Source organism: Oceanitalea stevensii, from assembly GCF_014837105.1.
GTDB lineage: Bacteria > Actinomycetota > Actinomycetes > Actinomycetales > Actinomycetaceae > Oceanitalea > Oceanitalea stevensii.
The window spans coordinates 848,589-865,657 of the sequence record NZ_JACSPO010000001.1 but is presented as its reverse complement, the minus strand read 5'-3'; the positions used below and the strand labels follow the sequence as shown (position 1 = coordinate 865,657).

The 17,069-nt window shown below is 74.6% G+C and carries 17 protein-coding genes; 8 read left to right on the top strand and 9 right to left on the bottom strand.

The features are described 5' to 3' along the window. Positions 1–47: 47 nt before the first annotated feature. Both H9624_RS03995 and H9624_RS03990 read right to left on the bottom strand, forming a co-directional pair. Positions 48–545: a DUF1003 domain-containing protein gene (locus tag H9624_RS03995; RefSeq protein WP_251838586.1), complete on the bottom strand. Its 498-nt coding sequence runs from the start codon at positions 543–545 to the stop codon at positions 48–50. Then, positions 538–1,836, bottom strand: coding sequence for a magnesium transporter MgtE N-terminal domain-containing protein (locus H9624_RS03990; RefSeq protein ID WP_251838585.1), 1,299 nt, complete (start codon positions 1,834–1,836; stop codon positions 538–540). Before H9624_RS03990 ends, H9624_RS03995 begins: the two co-directional genes overlap by 8 nt. A 111-nt stretch (positions 1,837–1,947) precedes the next feature. Between H9624_RS03990 and H9624_RS03985 the strand changes: the two genes are divergently transcribed. After that, positions 1,948–2,664 carry a YflT domain-containing protein gene (locus tag H9624_RS03985; protein ID WP_251838584.1) on the top strand — a complete coding sequence of 239 codons (717 nt, stop codon included), beginning with the start codon at positions 1,948–1,950 and terminating at the stop codon, positions 2,662–2,664. Further along, positions 2,661–3,464, top strand: coding sequence for a sugar phosphate isomerase/epimerase family protein (locus H9624_RS03980; RefSeq protein ID WP_251838583.1), 804 nt, complete (start codon positions 2,661–2,663; stop codon positions 3,462–3,464). Before H9624_RS03985 ends, H9624_RS03980 begins: the two co-directional genes overlap by 4 nt. Before the next feature lie 87 nt (positions 3,465–3,551). Here H9624_RS03980 and H9624_RS03975 read toward each other — a convergent pair whose 3' ends face one another. Continuing rightward, complete coding sequence (locus H9624_RS03975) at positions 3,552–4,898, bottom strand: APC family permease (RefSeq protein ID WP_251838582.1); 1,347 nt, start codon at positions 4,896–4,898, stop codon at positions 3,552–3,554. Positions 4,899–4,985: 87 nt separating this feature from the next. Here H9624_RS03975 and H9624_RS03970 point away from each other — a divergent pair, with 87 nt between their 5' ends. Genes H9624_RS03970 through H9624_RS03960 form a run of 3 tightly spaced genes read left to right on the top strand, consistent with a single transcriptional unit; the run spans position 4,986 to position 7,993 of the window. After that, positions 4,986–5,138, top strand: coding sequence for a hypothetical protein (locus tag H9624_RS03970; protein ID WP_251838581.1), 153 nt, complete (start codon positions 4,986–4,988; stop codon positions 5,136–5,138). Positions 5,139–5,150: 12 nt separating this feature from the next. After that, positions 5,151–6,368, top strand: coding sequence for a zinc-dependent alcohol dehydrogenase (locus H9624_RS03965; RefSeq protein WP_251838580.1), 1,218 nt, complete (start codon positions 5,151–5,153; stop codon positions 6,366–6,368). Continuing rightward, on the top strand, positions 6,365–7,993 hold the full coding sequence (locus H9624_RS03960) for an NAD-dependent epimerase/dehydratase family protein (RefSeq protein ID WP_251838579.1): 1,629 nt from the start codon (positions 6,365–6,367) through the stop codon (positions 7,991–7,993). The genes H9624_RS03965 and H9624_RS03960 overlap by 4 nt, the downstream gene beginning before the upstream one ends. Before the next feature lie 99 nt (positions 7,994–8,092). Here H9624_RS03960 and H9624_RS03955 read toward each other — a convergent pair whose 3' ends face one another. After that, positions 8,093–9,607 carry an aminopeptidase P family protein gene (locus H9624_RS03955; RefSeq protein WP_251838578.1) on the bottom strand — a complete coding sequence of 505 codons (1,515 nt, stop codon included), beginning with the start codon at positions 9,605–9,607 and terminating at the stop codon, positions 8,093–8,095. A gap of 53 nt (positions 9,608–9,660) precedes the next feature. On the opposite strand from H9624_RS03955, the gene H9624_RS03950 reads away from it, so the two are divergent. Then, positions 9,661–10,524, top strand: a complete 864-nt coding sequence (locus H9624_RS03950) for a PHP domain-containing protein (RefSeq protein WP_504740238.1) — start codon at positions 9,661–9,663, stop codon at positions 10,522–10,524. After that, positions 10,521–11,144: a MarC family protein gene (locus H9624_RS03945; protein ID WP_251838577.1), complete on the top strand. Its 624-nt coding sequence runs from the start codon at positions 10,521–10,523 to the stop codon at positions 11,142–11,144. The genes H9624_RS03950 and H9624_RS03945 overlap by 4 nt, the downstream gene beginning before the upstream one ends. 6 nt (positions 11,145–11,150) lie before the next feature. Here H9624_RS03945 and H9624_RS03940 read toward each other — a convergent pair whose 3' ends face one another. From H9624_RS03940 to H9624_RS03925, 4 genes are all read right to left on the bottom strand, one after another. Continuing rightward, complete coding sequence (locus H9624_RS03940) at positions 11,151–12,791, bottom strand: copper resistance CopC/CopD family protein (RefSeq protein WP_251838576.1); 1,641 nt, start codon at positions 12,789–12,791, stop codon at positions 11,151–11,153. A 7-nt stretch (positions 12,792–12,798) separates the two neighbouring features. Further along, on the bottom strand, positions 12,799–13,515 hold the full coding sequence (locus H9624_RS03935) for a YcnI family copper-binding membrane protein (protein ID WP_251838575.1): 717 nt from the start codon (positions 13,513–13,515) through the stop codon (positions 12,799–12,801). 73 nt (positions 13,516–13,588) lie between these two features. After that, positions 13,589–14,104, bottom strand: a complete 516-nt coding sequence (locus tag H9624_RS03930; protein ID WP_251838574.1) for a hypothetical protein — start codon at positions 14,102–14,104, stop codon at positions 13,589–13,591. Positions 14,105–14,222: 118 nt separating this feature from the next. Beyond that, positions 14,223–15,854, bottom strand: coding sequence for a DEAD/DEAH box helicase (locus H9624_RS03925; RefSeq protein ID WP_372435093.1), 1,632 nt, complete (start codon positions 15,852–15,854; stop codon positions 14,223–14,225). A gap of 236 nt (positions 15,855–16,090) precedes the next feature. Between H9624_RS03925 and H9624_RS03920 the strand changes: the two genes are divergently transcribed. Further along, complete coding sequence (locus tag H9624_RS03920; RefSeq protein WP_251838573.1) at positions 16,091–16,750, top strand: ferritin-like fold-containing protein; 660 nt, start codon at positions 16,091–16,093, stop codon at positions 16,748–16,750. A gap of 1 nt (position 16,751) precedes the next feature. On the opposite strand, the gene H9624_RS03915 is transcribed toward H9624_RS03920, so the two are convergent. Continuing rightward, positions 16,752–16,973 (bottom strand): DUF3107 domain-containing protein, encoded by a 222-nt coding sequence (locus H9624_RS03915; RefSeq protein WP_251838572.1) that lies wholly within the window; start codon positions 16,971–16,973, stop codon positions 16,752–16,754. Between the last annotated feature and the right edge of the window lie 96 nt (positions 16,974–17,069).

Sequence of the window (17,069 nt, the reverse complement as noted above, 5' to 3'; positions counted from 1 at the left end):
ACCTGCCTGTTACGGAAACGTTTCCCGCGTTTCTGCCACGTGACGCGTCAGCGCGCGCGGTCGCGCTCCTCGTCCTCCTCCCGCAGCTCCTCGAGCACGCTGCGCAGCTCGGAGCGCACGAAGTCGCGGGTGGCGACGTCGCCGAGCGCCAGGCGCAGGGCGGCGAGCTCCCGGGCCAGGTACTCGGTGTCGGCGAGGTTGCGCTCGGCGCGCTGCCGGTCCTGCTCGGCGGTCACCCGGTCGCGGTCGTCCTGCCGGTTCTGCGCCAGGAGGATGAGCGGGGCCGCGTAGGACGCCTGGAGGGAGAGCATGAGGGTGAGCGCGGTGAAGCCGAGCGCCGCGGAGTCGAAGCGCAGCGGCTCGGGCCCCCATGTGTTCCACGCGAGCCACACGATGACGAAGCCCGAGAGGTAGACGAGGAAGCGCGGCGTTCCCGTGAAGCGGGCGATGGCCTCGGCGGTGCTGCCGACGGCGTCGGAGTCGACCCGGGGCCGGCGCAGCCAGCGTCGGCGGGTGGGCAGTGGCGTGTCGAGCCGCTCAGCCATGGGCACTCCTCGTCATCGCGGTGTCGGTCGCCTCGGTGTCGGCGTCGCGCCAGTCGTCGGGCAGCAGGTGGTCCAGGACGTCGTCGACGCTCACGGCGCCCAGCAGGCGGCGCTCCTCGTCGACGACGGGGAGCGCGGTGAGGTTGTACGTCGCCAGCAGCCGGGTGATCTTGCCGATGCCGGCGTGCGGCCCGACGGTCTCGATGTCGCTGTCGAGCATCGAGCCGAGCTGGGCGCTGGGGGGCTCGCGCAGCGCGCGCTGGATGTGGACGACGCCCAGCAGCCGCCCCGACGGCGTCTCCAGCGGGGGGCGCACGACGAAGACCATCGTCGCCAGGGCCGGGGTGACGTCCAGGCGCCGGGCGCTGGCGAGGGCGGCGGCGACGGTCGCCTCCGGGGGCAGGATGATCGGCTCGGTCGTCATGAGACCGCCGGCGGCGCGCTCCTCGTAGGCGATGAGGCGGCGCACGTCCTCGGCCTCCTCCGGCTCCATGAGGTCGAGCAGCGAGCGGGCGACGTCCGGTGGGAGCTCGTTGACGAGGTCGGCGGCGTCGTCGGGCTGCATGACGTCGAGGACGTCGGCGGCGCGGTTGGCGTCCAGCCCCGAGACGATCGCCACGCGGTCGTCCTCGCTCAGCTCCTCGAGCACGTCGGCGAGGCGGTCGTCGGACAGCTCGGCGGCGACCTCGATCTGCCGGTCCGGCGGGAGGTCGTGGAGGACGTCGGCGACGTCGGCGGGCTTGAGGTCCTCCATCGTGGACAGGAGGGTCGTGGCGGGCTGGGGCCCGGCGTCGCCGGAGAGGTCGACGACGTCACCGACGTCGACGATGAGCTGCTCCCCGCGGCGGCGCCGCAGCCCCCGGCTCGCCCCGCTCCGCTCGACGAAGAGCTGGGTGACGAGCCAGTCGCGGTTGCGCTGCTGCTCGATCGCGACGTCGGTGATGACGGCGGGGCCGCTGCCGTCGGCGAGCGTCACCCGCCGGTCGACGAGCTGGCCGACGACTAGCGTCTCGCTGGCCCGCTGGGAGAAGCGGCGGATGTTGAGCAGGCCGGTCGTGATGACGGCCCCGGTGCTGATGCTCACGACCCGGCTCAGCGGGAGGAACACCCGGCGCTTGCCGGGCACCTCGACGACCAGACCCACCGCCCGTGGCAGCGAGCTCGTGCGGACGAGCACGACGACGTCGTGCACCTTGCCGACCGGGTCGCCGAGCGGGTCGAAGACGTTGGTCCCCGCCAGCCTGCCGACGAAGACCCGGGTGGGCGCGCTCCTGCTCACGGGTGTACTCACGCCGTCAGCCTAAGAGCAACGGCCCCCGCCCGCCGCGCCCCTCACCGTCCCCGGGGCCGCGGCCGGGGGCGGCGCGTAGCGGACCGGGGGCGGAGGGGAGACAATCGGCCCATGGCCTTCTCCAGCAGCAGGGGTGGCGTGCCCCCGACGCCGACCCTCCCCACCGGCGTCCAGATCGCCTCCTTCGACACCTACCTCGAGGCCCAGCGTGCCGTCGACCTCCTCTCCGACAAGGAGTTCGAGGTCCAGCACACGACGATCGTCGGCACCGACCTACGCATGGTCGAGCGGATCACCGGACGCCTGTCCTACCCGCGGGTGGCGCTCGCGGGGGCGATGTCCGGCGCCTGGTTCGGCCTCTTCGTCGGCCTCCTCTTCGGGCTGCTGTCCGAGGGCAGCACCCTCGTCATGCTCCTGCCGGCCCTCGTCATCGGTGCGGCCTTCGGCATCCTCTTCGCCCTCGTCTCCTACGCCTTCACCGGCGGCAAGCGCGACTTCACCTCCTCCAGCCAGGTCGTCGCCGGCCGCTACGGGCTGCTGTGCGAGCAGAGCCGCGTGGGCGAGGCGATGCGTCTCCTCGGTGAGGCCGGCATCCGCACCCGCGTGGGGACCGACCCCGCGTCGCCGGCACCCGCCGTCCCGCCCGCCGCCGGCCACTACGGCGCTCAGCGGGCCCCGCAGCCCGGTCCGGTCGGTGCCCCGCCCGCCGAGGCGCCGCCCCAGCCGCCCGCGCGCAGCTTCACGCCGCTGGAGGACGAGCACGGCAACCCCCGGTACGGGCAGCGACGGCCCGCGGCGCCGCAGGACGGCGAGGAGCGCACTTCGTGAGGGTCCCCCCGATCCTCCTGTCCACCTCCTCGTGCTACCCGAGCAGCACGGAGTCATGCTTCGCCGACGCCGCGCGGCTGGGCTACGACGGCATCGAGGTCATGGTGTGGAAGTGGCCCGAGACGCGTGACGCCGCGCGGCTGAACGAGCTGGCCGAGACCTACGGCGTGCCGGTGATGTCGATCCACTCGCCGACGTTGCTGCTCACCCAGCGCGTGTGGGGCTCCGACCCGTGGGGCAAGATCGACCGGTCCGTCGAGCTGGCCGAGGCGGTGGGCGCGGAGGCCGTCGTCGTCCACCCGCCCTTCCGCTGGCAGCGCGACTACGCCGCCGGCTTCGTCGAGGGCATCGCCCGCCGCCAGGCGGCGACGGAGGTCAAGCTCGCCGTCGAGAACATGTTCCCGTGGAAGGCGCGGGCCAAGGACGGCTCGCGGACCAAGGAGCGGCACGCCTACCTGCCGCACTGGGACCCCGTCGGCCTGGGCTACGAGCACGTCACCCTCGACCTCTCCCACGCGGGCGTGGCCGGGCAGGACTCCCTCGAGGTCGCGCGACAGCTCGGCGGGCGCCTGGCCCACCTCCACCTCACCGACTCCACGGGCTCCAACCGGGACGAGCACCTGGCGCCCGGCCGGGGCAGCCAGCCCTGCGAGGAGGTGCTGCGCGCCCTGCCCGGGCTCGGCTTCACCGGCTCGATCGCCGTCGAGGTGACGACCCGCAAGATGAAGCCGGCCGAGCGGGAGGCGGCGCTCGCGGAGTCGCTCGCCTTCGCGCGGGAGCACCTGCCCAGCCTCACCTGACCGCGCGTCGACCGGCCGGCCCGGCGGCCGACGAGACAGGGCAGTGGCCCGGCCCGGACCTCCGGGCCGGGCCACTGCCCTCGTGCGTCAGCGGGTGCGGTCGGCCGGGCCGGCGTCGGCGCGGTCGGTGTCGCGCACCCCGCGGGTGACGAAGTAGAGGACGACGCCGATCGCGACCATCCCCAGGCCGAGCAGCCACACCTGCAGGGACTGCTGGCTGAGCAGCACCCCGCAGGTGATGAGGGCGAGCACCGGCAGCGCCCTGGGCGTGCGGAAGTGGTCGTGGTCGACGGTGTCCTTGCGCAGCACGAGCACCGCGAGGTTGGTGCTGACGAACACGACGAGCAGGAGCAGGACGACCGTCTCGGCGAGCATCGCGAGATCCCCGATGAGCGTGAGGCCGGCGGCGACCGCCGTCGTCACGACGATGGCGAGCCACGGGGTGCGGCGGTTGGGCAGCACCTTGGTGAGCACCGAGGGCAGCAGGCCCTCGTCGGCCATGCCGTAGACGAGCCGGCTCGACATGATCATCGTGAGCAGTGCGCCGTTGGCGACGGCGACGAGCGCGATGACCGAGAACAGCCAGTCGGGGACCCCCACGCCGGTGGCCTCGACGACGTCGAGCAGCGGGCTGGAGGACCCGGACAGGTCCTCCGGCGGCATGATGAGCGCCGAGCCGATGCCGATGAGGGCGTAGACGACACCGGCGACGCCGAGGGCCCCGAACAGCGCGCGCGGGTACACGCGGCTGACGTCCTGGACCTCCTCGGCGACGTTGGCCGAGACCTCGAAGCCGACGAAGGAGTAGAAGGCGAGGAGCGCGCCTGCGAGGATCGCCGTCCCGGCACCGGTCCCCGGAGGCAGCTCGACGAGGCGGGCCGGGTCGCCCTGCCCGCCGCCCACCGCGATCGCGACCGCGACGATGACGAGGACGAGGCCGGACACCTCGATGACCGTCATGACGACGTTCGAGCGCACCGACTCCTTGATGCCCCGCGCGTTGAGCAGGGCGAGGAGGACGAGGAACACCGGTGCGGCGATGCGGGTGGGCACGTCGATGAAGGTGGCGAGGTAGTCGCCGGCGAAGGCGATGGACAGGCCCGCGGCGCTCGTCACGCCCGCGGCGAGCATGGAGAAGCCGACGACGAAGGAGACGATCGGCCGCTTGAAGGCGCGCTGGGCGAAGATCGCCGCACCACCGGCCTTGGGGTACTTCGTCACGAGCTCGGCGTAGCTCGCGGCGGTGAGCAGGGCCATGAGGAGGGCCACCATGAGGGGGGCCCACATCATGCCGCCGGACTCCGCGGCGAGCTCTCCGACGAGCGCGTAGATCCCCGCGCCGAGGACGTCACCGAGGATGAAGAGGAACAGGAGCCAGGGCGTGATGCGCCGCGCGAGACGGGAGGTCTCCGCGGGCGGGGAGTCGACGGTCATCGCCACAGGATCGAGCCGGTGCGGGGACTCGGCAAGCGGGGCGTCCTCGGCGTGCGGGCCCTCCGGGCCGGTGGAATGGTGAGAAGCATGAGCGAGAACACACCGAACCCGTCCGAGCAGCCCTACGACCCCAGCAAGGACCCCGACGCCGACCCCGAGCAGCTGGAGCGTGAGGAGCCCTTCGACCAGCCCTCGCAGGCGGAGGGTGACGAGACCGCCGGCCCCACGTCCTCGAGCTGACCGGAGGCACCTGTGCGCGCACTCACCTGGCAGGGCCGGGAGAAGGTCAGCGTCGAGGACGTCCCCGACCCCCGGCTGCAGCACCCCGCCGACGCCATCATCAAGATCACCTCGAGCGCGATCTGCGGGTCGGACCTCCACCTGTACAGCGTGCTCGGGCCCTTCCTCGACGCCGGTGACGTCCTCGGCCACGAGCCGATGGGCGTCGTCCAGGAGGTCGGCAGCGAGGTCACCAACCTCAAGCCCGGTGACCGCGTCGTCGTCCCCTTCGTCATCGCCTGCGGCTCGTGCTGGATGTGCTCCCAGGGCCTGCACTCCCAGTGCGAGACCACGCAGGTGCGCGAGCACGGCAAGGGCGCCTCCCTGTTCGGCTACACCAAGCTCTACGGGCAGGTGCCGGGCGGGCAGGCGGAGTACCTGCGCGTGCCCTTCGCGGACGTGGGCCCCGTCGTCGTGCCCGACGACGGCGAGCCGGACGAGCGCTACCTCTACCTCTCCGACGTCGTGCCCACCGCGTGGCAGGCCGTCGAGTACGCGCAGGTGCCGCCCGGCGGGACCGTCGTCGTCCTCGGGCTGGGCCCGATCGGGCAGCTGAGCGCCCGCATCGCCCGCCACCGCGGCGCCGAGCAGGTCATCGGTGTCGACCTCGTCCCCGAGCGGCTGGAGATGGCCCGCCGCCACGGCATCGCCACGATGGACCTGCGCGGGGTCGACGACGTCGCCGCCGCCGTCCGCGAGCTCACCCACGGGCGCGGCGCGGACTCCGTCATCGACGCCGTCGGCATGGAGGCGCACGGCTCGCCCGTGGCCAAGGGCGTGCAGGCCGGCGCCGGGATGCTGCCCGACGCACTGGCCAAGCCGCTGTTCACCAAGGCCGGCATCGACCGGATGGCGGCACTGCACGCGGCGGTCGAGATCGTCCGCCGCGGCGGCACGATCTCCCTGTCCGGCGTCTACGGCGGCGCCCAGGACCCGATGCCGATGCTCGACCTGTTCGACAAGCAGGTGAACCTGCGGATGGGCCAGGCCAACGTCCACCGCTGGATCGAGGACGTCCTGCCGCTCGTCAGCGACTCGGCCGACCCGCTGGGCGTGCTCGACCTGCGCACCCACCGGATCTCTCTCGAGGACGCCGCGCACGGCTACGACATCTTCCAGCGCAAGGACGACGGCGCGATCAAGGTGGTCCTCGACCCCGCGATGCCGTCCACGCAGGCGGGTGCGCGATGAGGGTCGCCGTCGTCGGCGCGAGCGGCAACAGCGGCACCGCGCTCCTCCACGCCCTGCGCGAGGAGGAGCAGGTGACGGAGGTCGTCGGCATCGCCCGACGGCGCCCCGACGGCACCGCCGCGCCCTACGACGTGGCCCGGTGGGAGCAGGTCGACATCGCCGCGCCGGTGGCGCTCGCCGACGGCGAGGACTTCGTCGTCGACGAGCTGGCCCGGGCGCTGGACGGCGTCGACACCGTCGTCCACCTCGCCTGGCTCATCCAGCCCAACCACGAGCGTGACCTGCTCCGGCGCGCCAACGTCGACGGCACCCGCCGCGTCGTCGAGGCGTGCCTGCGGGCGGGGGTGGGCCACCTCGTCGTCGCGTCGTCCGTGGGCTCCTACTCCCCGGTGGACGACGACGAGCGGCGTGACGAGTCGTGGCCCGCCCACGGCAGCGCGACGACCTCCCACTACGCCGTCGACAAGGCCGCCCAGGAGCGCATCCTCGACGAGGCCGAGGCCGCCGGGCTGTCCGTGGCGCGGGTGCGGCCCGCGCTCGTCTTCGACGCGGACGCCGGCGCGGAGATCATGCGCCTCTTCCTCGGGGCGCTGGTGCCGCCGGCGCTGCTGCGCCCCGGCGGTCTGCCGTTCCTCCCGCTGCCGGCCGGGCTGCGGCTCCAGGTGGTCCACGGGGACGACCTCGCCGACGCCTACCGCCGGATCATCGTCCAGGGCGCGACCGGCGCCTTCAACATCGCCACCGAGCCGGTCCTCACCGGCAAGGACCTCGCGGAGGTCCTCGACCACGGCAGGGTCGTCGAGGTGCCGCCGGCCGCGCTGCGGCCCGTCGTCTCCCTCGCCTGGCAGGCGCGTGCGCTGGCCGCCGACGCCGGCTGGCTCGACATGGCGATGAACGTGCCCCTCATGGACACGACCCGGGCCCGCACCGAGCTGGGCTGGGAGCCGAGGGGCGAGGCGAAGGAGACGCTGCGCGAGCTCCTCGTCGGCATGGTCGAGGGCCAGGGCACCCCGAGCCCCCAGATGCGGCCGCGCGAGAGCTGGCCCCAGGACCAGCTGCCGCCCGGCTCCGTCCCCGCCGACGGGCTGGTGGCCGAGGCGGAGGAGGACTCCGCCGCCCACCGGGTGCCCGCTCACCTGCAGCGCGACATCCTCGGGCTCTACCTGTCCGACCACCTCACCGGCGCCACCGCCGGTCTGGAGCGCTCGGAGCGGATGGCCGCGGACTACGCGGACACCGACCACGGCGAGGAGCTCGCCCGGGTGGCGCTGGAGATCCGCGAGGAGCGCGAGCTCCTCGTCAACCTCATGGACTCCCTGTCCCTCAGGCGCCGCCCCCACCGCCAGGCGGCGGCGTGGGTGGCCGAGCGCGCCGGCCGGCTCAAGGTCAACGAGCGGCCCGGCGGCTCGCCGATGACCCCGGTGCTGGAGTCCGAGCTCATGCGCAGCGCCGTCATGGGCAAGCTCGGGCTGTGGCAGACGCTCGTCGAGCTCTCACCGGACCTCGGGCTGCCCGCCCCGATGTTCGAGGCGCTGGCCCAGCAGGCCCGCGACCAGGCCGAGACCTACGAGCGCTTCCACCAGCACATCATCGGCACGGCGTTCCGCCAGGGCGAGATCGACTGACCCCCGCCCCACCCCCCGCATATGTCGGAAAATCGCGGTCCGCAGAACGCGCGGGCCGCGAGTTTCCGACATATGACCTCGGGGGGGAGGGGAGGGGGGCTACCGGTCGAGGAGGGACGCCATCCAGGACTCGACGTCGTCGGGCGTCCGGGGGAGGGCGGCGCTGAGGTTCTCCACGGTCCCGTCCTCGCGGACGAGGACGTCGTCCTCGATGCGCACGCCGATACCGCGCAGCTCCTCGGGGACGGTGAGGTCGTCGGCGCGGAAGTACAGGCCCGGCTCGATCGTGAAGACCATACCCGGCTCGAGCTCCGCGTCCAGGTACATCTCCCGGCGCGCCTGGGCGCAGTCGTGGACGTCGATGCCCAGGTGGTGGCTCGTGCCGTGGACCATCCAGCGCCGGTGGAACTGGCCCTCCTCGGCGAGGGACTCCTCGGCGGTGCCGGGCAGCAGCCCCCAGTCGGCGAGGCGGTGGGCGAGGACCTCCATCGCGGCGGCGTGGAGGTCACGGAAGCGCGCGCCGGGCTCGGCCGCGCGGGCGAAGGCGGCGTCGGCGGCGTCGAGCACCGCCTGGTAGACGCGGCGCTGGGGCTCGGTGAAGACCCCGTCCACCGGGATCGTGCGGGTGACGTCGGCGGTGTAGAGCGACTCGACCTCCACCCCGGCGTCGATGAGCACGAGGTCCCCGGGACGGACGGCGCCGTCGTTGCGGATCCAGTGCAGCGTGTTGGCGTGGTTGCCCGAGGCAGCGATCGTGTCGTAGCCGACGGCGTTGCCGTCCTCGCGGGCGCGCGCCCCGAAGACGCCCTCGATGACGCGCTCGCCCCGGTGGTGGGCCAGGACGCGGGGCAGCGAGCGCACGACGTCGGCGAAGCCCTCGGCGGTGGCGGCGACGGCCTTGCGCATCTCCTCGACCTCGAAGGGGTCCTTGCGCAGACGCAGCTCCGACAGCGCCTCGGCGAGGACGGCGTCGGCCGCCTCCGTCTCCTGCTGGCCGGTGCGGGCGGTCTCGACCTGCGCCTGGACGGCGGCGTCCACGCCGCGCACCACGCGGACCTGGACGCCGCCCGCGCCGGCGTCCTTGGCGAGCTCGTCGGCGAGGGAGTCGATGTGGGCGGTGCGCAGCCCGGTGAGGGCCGCGACCTCCTCCAGGCTGGGCCGCTGCCCGACCCACAGCTCCCCGTAGCGGGAGTCGGCGAAGAACTCCTCGGTGTCCTTGCCGGCCCGGGGACGGAAGTAGAGGACGGCCTCGTGGGTGGCGGCGTCGTCGTCGGTGGGGTGCAGGACGAGGACGGCGTCGGGCTCCTCGTCGGTGCCCAGCCCGGTGAGGTGGGCGAAGGCCGAGTGCGGCCGGAAGCGGTAGTCGGTGTCGTTGGAGCGGGTGACGAGCGTGCCGGCCGGCAGGACGAGGCGCTCCCCGGGGAACTGGGCGCCGAGGCGCTCGCGGCGGGCGGCCGCGAAGGGCGCCGCGGGGCTCTCCTCCGGCAGGGTCGGCGGCTGCTCGTCCCAGCCCGAGGCGATGAACGCTCGGAAGGCGGGCGACGAGGGGCGCTGGGAACGGTTCGACCCGCGCTCGCTCAACGGCTGGTTCTCCTGACGGTCCGTGTCGCTCATGTGCCCATCGTCGCACGCACGAGGCGCCCGCCGCCGGGTGCCCAGGCCGTACCCTGGGGCTCGTGCTCGCCCGCCCCGCCGTCGACCTCCACACCCACTCGAGCCTCTCCGACGGCACCGAGCGGCCGGCCGTCCTCATGGCCGCCGCGGCCGCCGCCGGCCTCGACGTCGTCGCGCTCACCGACCACGACACGTGGGACGGGTGGGAGGAGGCCGCCGCCGCCGTCGAGCGCACCGGGGTGGCCCTCGTCCGCGGCGCGGAGATCTCCACCTCCGCCGGCGGGATCAGCGTCCACCTCCTGTCCTACCTCCACGACCCCGCCGCCCGCGGCCTCGGCACCGCCGTCGCGCGTGCCCGCGACTCCCGCCTGGGCCGTGCCCGCCGGATGGTCGAGCGCCTGGCCCTGGACTTCGACCTCACCTGGGCGGAGGTCGAGGCCCTCCTCGAGCCGGGCGGCACCGTGGGGCGCCCCCACATCGCCGACGCGCTCGTCGCCCGCGGGTACGTCACCGACCGGTCGGCCGCCTTCACCGAGATCCTCCACGCCGAGGGCCCGTACTACGTGCGCTACGACGCCCCCGACGCCGCCGCGGCGGTCGAGCTCGTGCGCCGGGCCGGCGGCGTGCCCGTCATGGCCCACCCGCGCGCCGGGGCCCGCGGCCGCGTCGTCGAGGACGTCGTCATCGAGGAGATGGCCGCCGCCGGGCTCGCGGGGCTCGAGGTGGACCACCGCGACCACGACGACGGCGCCCGGGCCCAGCTCCTCGACCTCGCCTCCTCGCTCGGCCTGTTCGTCACCGGGTCCAGCGACTACCACGGCACCGGCAAGCCCAACCGGCTCGGTGAGCACCTCACCGACCCCGCCGTGCTGGAGCAGATCGAGGCCGAGGGCTACCTGCCGGTGGTCCGGCCGTGAGCGCGGTGCTCGACGTCGGGCTGCTCGCCACGACCTTCTTCACCCTGTTCGTCATCATGGACCCGCCCGGGACCGTGCCGATCTTCCTCGCGCTCACCTCGACGAGCACCGCGAAGGAGCGCAAGCGCGCGGCGCGGCAGGCGACCGTCGTCGCCCTCGGGGTCATCACCGTGTTCACGGTGCTCGGGCCCTACATCCTCGACTTCCTCGGCATCTCCGTGCCCGCCCTGCAGCTCTCCGGCGGTCTGCTGCTCCTCCTCGTCGCGATGGAGCTGCTCACCGGCAAGGCGGAGGAGCCGCAGCCCGCGGGCGGGGGCAAGGTCAACGTCGCGCTCGTGCCCCTGGGCACGCCGCTGCTCGCCGGGCCGGGGGCGATCGTCGCCGCCATGCTCGCGGTGCAGGACGCCGACGGCCCCACCGGGTGGCTCGCCATCGCGCTGGCGATCATCGGCGTCCACATCTGCCTGTGGCTGGCGATGCGCTTCTCACTCGTCATCCACCGCGTCCTCGGCGACGGCGGCACGACCCTCGTCACCCGCCTCGCGGGCCTGCTCCTCGCGGCGATCGCCGTCCAGCTCATGGCCGACGCCGTCTTCTCCTTCATCGACGCCCACGCCTGAGGACGCTCACGGCACCACCTCCACCGGCACGACGACGACGGGGTTGTCGAAGGTCGAGGTGCGCACGCTGAGCTCGAGCTCCCACTCCCCGGGCAGCGGCAGGTCGACGGCGACCTCGTAGCGGCCCGTCCCGGCCGGCGTCACCGTGGGTGTCAGCGGCCCGAGCTCCTGCTCCGGGAGCGAGAGACGCACCTGCGGGACGTCCTCCGGCTCGAGGGGGGCGCCGTCCGCGTCGTGGAGGGCGAGGGTGACGGTGTTGGCGCCCACCCGGGCGGGGGCGACCCGGACGTCGGCCATGCCGTCCCCCAGCGCCACGTGCTCCGCCACGGGCTGCGCAGACGCGGGCGCGGGAGCGGTGTGGCCCTCGGTGGGGCTCTGCGACACGAGGACACCGGTGAGCGCGACCGCGAGGAGGATGAGCCACGCCTCGGTGCCCACGGTGCGGCGCAGGCGGGCGCGGGCGCCGTCGTCGTCCCCGACGCGCGGGACGAGCCGGTAGCGGTTCCACCCGGCGATGACGACGACGAGGGCGACGACGGCGACCTTCGCCAGGAGGGTGAGGCCGTAGCCGGTGCCGGTGAGGGCGTCCAGACCGGGCAGGATCCGCCAGGCGAGCACCGTGCCGGTCGCACCGAGCGCGAGCACCACCCACAGGGCCGCGGTGGAGAAGCGGCCCACGGTCCGGGCGGCGGCGCCGGCGGGGGCGGAGCTGCGCAGCGTGATGACCAGGCCCAGGACGCCACCGAACCACACGGCACCGGCGAGCACGTGGACCGCGTCGCTGCCGAGGACGAGCCAGGCGGGACCGAAGGAGCGGCTGTGGCCCGCGAGCGGCAGCGAGAGCAGGGCGAGGGCGGCTCCGGCGCACGTGAGGGCCCGGCCCGCCGGGGTGGCGCCGGTGCCGAGCGCGAGGACGAGCCCCACGAGGGCGACGACCGTCGCCAGGCCCACCGGTGTGCCGGTGAGCGTGTCCCACAGGGTGCCGGGGTCGACGAGCCCGGGGACGCCCGCACCGGTCCGCCACGCGCCGTCGGCGGCGAGGTAGAGGAGGAGGCCGCCGAGCGCGGCGGCCGCGAAGAGGGTGGTGAGCCGCTGGACAGGCGCGTCGACGAGGCGCGCCCCGGGGTCGAGGAGCACGGTGCGGAAGAGGACCAGGCCGCTCGTGCCGAGGATCCCGAGGTAGACGAAGACCTGCGCCCCCTGGTGGAGGAGGTCGACGAGGGAGGGGCCGGCGGACGGCGCGACGTCGCGGACCTCGGTGGAGGGCTGCCCGACGGAGAAGGTGAAGGCCCCGCCGACGGGGTGGCCGTCGGTCGAGACCACCGACCAGTCGACGATGTAGCTGCCCTCGGGCAGGTCCGGCGGCACGGTGAGCTCGACGGTGTCGTCGACCGCACGCACCGGGGCGGGGAGGGGGTCGCCGGCGGCGTCGAGCAGGCGGACGCCGTCGTCGTCGGCCTGGACGGGCTCGTTGAAGGTGAGGGTGACGACGGCGGGTGGCGTGGTGAGCACGTCGCCGTCGGCGGGTGCCGTGCCGAGCAGCGTCGCGTGGCCGGTGGCCGGGGCGGCTGACGCGAGCGTCAGCAGCACCCCGGCCACCGTGGCGACGAGCGCCAGCACGGTCCGGCGCAGGAGCGGGACCGTCACGGGACGGTCAGCTCGTGCGGCGCGTACGGGCGAGGGCCACGCCACCGAGGGCGAGGCCGGCAGCCCCGAGGGCGAGCGCGGCCCACGACACGGCCGCCGGTGGGCTCGCGGCCTCCGCGGCGCCGTCGTCGCCCGTCGCGTCGGCGGCTGCCGCGCCGTCCGCGGTCTCCACCGCGGCGGGCTCGTCCTGCGCCGCCGCGGTGAGCGTGAGGACCGACGCCGGGTACTCGAGCTCGTCGGGGTCCTGCCCCTCGGCGGCGAGCTGGACCCACGGGGCCTCGCCCTCCTCGCAGGTCTGGACGACCGGGAACGCGAGCGTCTCCCCCGGGGTGTCGGGCAGGCGCACCGACAGCTCCATGGCGTCGCGGTGGTCGGCGGGCAGGGGCGAGCGCGCGGTGTAGACCACCTGGGCGACGCGCTCGGTGAGCTGTCCGCCGTGACCGTCGTCGACGGGCGGGTCGAGGGTCTCCATGACCTTCTCGATCTCCCAGCCGGGGTTGACGGTGGGCGTGACGGCGGGGATCGACTCCGGGACCGCGATCGCGACCGCGGTGGTCGCCGAGTCGCCGCAGCCGTGGGGCACGGAGACGGTGAGGACGGCATAGGAGCCGGCCTCGGTGGTGTCGGCCGTGACCGTGACGTGCGCGGAGGCGCCGGTGGCGCCGAGGAGGACGAGGGCGGCGGCGGCGACGGTGGTCGCGGCAGCCGTGCGGGAACGCTTCATGAGGTGCCTTTCCGGTTCGGTCCCGGACGTGCGGACGCACGCCCGGGGAGGTCGCCGGTGGGGCGACCCGGGCTCAGCTGCGAACCGGGAGCGGAGGGGCGCGTCCGGTGGCCGCGCCGGTGGCGGGGGCCACCGGCGGCACCGGGCGTGAGACGGCGACGGCCGTGCGGGGCAGGACGGGGAGCGGCCGCGGGGTGAGCCGGCGGCTGCGGACGACGCGCGCGAGGCCCGCGCGAAGCAGGGCCTGCCCGCGCCGCAGGACGAGGGCGGTGAGGACCGTGGCGAGGACGTGGGTCGCCACCATCGGCAGCGGGGGGCCGTGGCCGTGGGCGGCGTGGTGCGCGCCGGTCTGGAAGGTGAGGTGGAGGACCACCTGGGCGACGGCGAGCAGGACGAGCAGGCTGGCCGGCCGCACCGGGCGGCGGGTGAGGGGGAGCGCGGCCGCCGCGCACACCGCGGTGAGCCGGGTCAGCGTCGCGGCCTCGGGCGCGGCGCCGCCGGCGAGGAGGTGGAAGGCGAGGGAGAGCAGCACGACGACCGCGGCGGACGACAGTGCCCGAGCCGCGTGTGCTGCCCCCGTTGACCGCATCCGGGCACGTTAGCGAACCTGCGTGACAGAAGCCACACACCGTCCACCGGAAGTGAGGGTCGGAGACGACAACGCCCCCGCCCGGGTGTCCGGACGGGGGCGCGGCGTGCGTGGCGGGTCAGCCCTCGCTGGCGTCGCTGGGCTTGCGGGTCCGACGGCGACGACGGCGCGCCTGGCCCTCGCGCGGCGCCTCGGCGCCCTGGCTGCCGGTGCCGCTGCTGCGGCCGGTGTCCGTGCGTCCGCCGCCGCTGCGCCCGCCTCGGCCCTGGCCGCCCTGACCACCGCTGTGCGGGGCGCGGGTGCCGCGGCCGGCGGACTTGCCGGTCTCCCCGAGGTCCTCGAGCGTCTCCGCGTCGAGCCCCGCGCGGGTGCGGGCGCTGCGCGGCAGCCGCCCGGTGACCCCGGTGGGGATGCTGAGGTCGGAGTAGAGGTGCGGGGAGGTGTGGTACGTCTCCGGCGGCTCCTCCAGGCCCAGGCCGAGGGTCTTGTTGATGAGCCCCCAACGCGGCATGTCGTCCCAGTCGACGAAGGTCACCGCGGTGCCGGAGAGACCGGCGCGGCCGGTGCGGCCGATCCGGTGGAGGTAGGTCTTCTCGTCCTCGGGGCACTGGTAGTTGACCACGTGGGTGACGGCGTCGACGTCGATGCCGCGGGCGGCGACGTCGGTGGCGACGAGGACGTCGACCTTGCCGGAGCGGAAGGCGCGCAGGGCCTGCTCACGGGCGCCCTGGCCGAGGTCGCCGTGGATCGCCGCGGAGGCGAAGCCGCGCTCGGCGAGCTCGTCGGCGACCTTCGCGGCGGTGCGCTTGGTGCGGGTGAAGACGATGGTGAGGCCGCGGCCCTCGGCCTGGAGGATGCGCGAGAGCATCTCGACCTTGTTGAGGGCGTGGGCGCGGTAGACGATCTGCCGCGTCGACTTGACCGTGTGGCCGTCGTCGTTGGGGTCCTGCGCGCGGATGTGCGTGGGCCGCGTCATGTACCGGCGGGCCAGGGCGACGACGGCGCCGGGCATGGTCGCGGAGAAGAGCATGGTGTGGCGGGTGGCCGGGGTGCCGGCGAGGAGCGTCTCGACGTCGGGCAGGAAGCCGAGGTCGAGCATCTCGTCGGCCTCGTCGAGGACGACGGTGCGCACCCGCGAGAGGTCGAGGAGACGCTGCTTGAACAGGTCGATCATCCGGCCCGGGGTGCCGACGACGACCTCGACGCCCCGCTGGAGCGCCTCGATCTGCGGCTCGTAGGCCCGTCCGCCGTAGACCTGGGCGACGCGCAGCGTGGGGCGGCGGCGGGAGGCGACGACGAGGTCCCCGGCGACCTGGACGGCCAGCTCACGGGTGGGGACGATGACCAGCGCCTGCGGCTTGCCGGGGTCGGGCAGCGTGTCCCAGCCCTCCTCACCGGGGGCGACGACGTTCTGCAGCGCCGGGATGCCGAAGCCGAGGGTCTTGCCCGTGCCGGTCTTGGCCTGGCCGATGATGTCGTGGCGGCTCAGCGCGACGGGCAGGGTGAGCGCCTGGATGGGGAAGGGGTGCACGATGCCGTCGTCGGCGAGGGCGTCGACGATGGCCTGCTCGACGCCGAAGTCGGCGAAGGTGCGCTCCGGGGCGAGCGCCTCGTTGCTCGCGTCGGTGATGTCGGCGTCGATCGTGTCGATGCCGGCGTCGCCGAGGGCGGCGGTGTCGACAGCGGTGGAGACGTCGATGCGGCCGTCGTCGGCCGAGGGCGTGATCACGCCCGAGGAGATGTCAGTCACGAGTGGTACCTATCCGGTTGTGGCGGGGCGGCGAGTTCGCCGGCGGCACCGCCTGGTCGTGGCAGCCGATCGTGGGCATTCGCGCCGCGGTGTCGCGGCAGGGCTCTGATATACGTGACGACCGGTCAACCGTATGAACCGTGCCAGTGTAGCGCCAGGCGCCCGGCGTCCGCCCGATGGTGGGCGGCGGCACAGGCGCGGCGGGGCCGGGGCGGGGCCGGAACTAGGCTGGGGCCATGCCGAGCCCAGAGCCGTCCGCGCCCGCCCTCGACCGTCCTGAGCAGGTGGTGACGGTGCTCGGGCTCGTGGCCGCGAGCCGGCTCAGCGCCTTCGACTGGCTGGCGGCGGACGCCCTGCACGCGCCGCGCACGCCGGCGCGGGTGGCGGTCGCGCGTCTCGCGTCAGGCCAGCTCGGCGCCTACGACGCACTCTCCCGCAGCGCCCAGGAGCACGGCGGGGACCTCACCGCCGCCGCCGCGCCCTACCTCGGTCTGCTGGACGGGATCGGGCACCGCACGCGCTCAGGCGACTGGTGGGAGCGGGTGGTGCGCACCGTCGTCGCCGGCGGCATGGTGCGGGACCTGGCCCGGACGGTGGGCGAGCACCTGCCCGAGCCCGTGCGCGGCGTCGTCGTCGACGCGCTCGCCGGGCAGGGCCTCACCGGCCTCGTGGCGGCCGAGGTCGCGCAGGCGACCGCCGAGGACCCGGCGCTCGCGGCCCGTCTCGCGCTGTGGGGCCGCCGGGTGGCGGGGGAGGCGCTGGGCGCCGTCCAGCCGGTGCTCGACGTCGTCGAGTCGGCGGGAGCGGCGGACCTCGGCGCCCTGGCCGCCCCCGCGGTGGGGACGATCTCCGCGGGCCACGCCCGCCGCATGGAGCGGCTGGGCCTGGCCGCGTAGGTCAGACCCCGAAGCCGACGCGGCGGGCCTTCTCCGAGCCGAAGCGGACGTAGCCGAGCGCGCCACCGGGCACGAGCACCTGGGCACCGTTCTCGTCGGTGAGCTCGAGGGTGGTGCCCGCGTCCAGCGCCGCCTTGACGACCCCTCGCAGCTCCTCCGCGGACAGCGGGGAATCGATCGTGATCTCGCGGGCGACGTCACGCACGCCGATGGTGATCTCCAAGGTGTCTGCTCCTTGCTGGGGCGGCGGGGGCCGCGGCTGACAGGGTGTCGACCCATCGTAGGCGGGTGGGACCTGGCCGGCCGACCGGGTTCGCCC

Bases quoted from the DNA above. Each gene is read 5' to 3' on its own strand.
- H9624_RS03995 (WP_251838586.1), bottom strand. From the start codon at position 545: ATGGCTGAGCGGCTCGACACGCCACTGCCCACCCGCCGACGCTGGCTG.
- H9624_RS03930 (WP_251838574.1), bottom strand. From the start codon at position 14,104: ATGCGGTCAACGGGGGCAGCACACGCGGCTCGGGCACTGTCGTCCGCC.
- H9624_RS03955 (WP_251838578.1), bottom strand. From the start codon at position 9,607: ATGAGCGACACGGACCGTCAGGAGAACCAGCCGTTGAGCGAGCGCGGG.
- H9624_RS03970 (WP_251838581.1), top strand. From the start codon at position 4,986: ATGAGCGAGAACACACCGAACCCGTCCGAGCAGCCCTACGACCCCAGC.
- H9624_RS03985 (WP_251838584.1), top strand. From the start codon at position 1,948: ATGGCCTTCTCCAGCAGCAGGGGTGGCGTGCCCCCGACGCCGACCCTC.
- H9624_RS03920 (WP_251838573.1), top strand. From the start codon at position 16,091: ATGCCGAGCCCAGAGCCGTCCGCGCCCGCCCTCGACCGTCCTGAGCAG.
- H9624_RS03975 (WP_251838582.1), bottom strand. From the start codon at position 4,898: ATGACCGTCGACTCCCCGCCCGCGGAGACCTCCCGTCTCGCGCGGCGC.
- H9624_RS03960 (WP_251838579.1), top strand. From the start codon at position 6,365: ATGAGGGTCGCCGTCGTCGGCGCGAGCGGCAACAGCGGCACCGCGCTC.
- H9624_RS03935 (WP_251838575.1), bottom strand. From the start codon at position 13,515: ATGAAGCGTTCCCGCACGGCTGCCGCGACCACCGTCGCCGCCGCCGCC.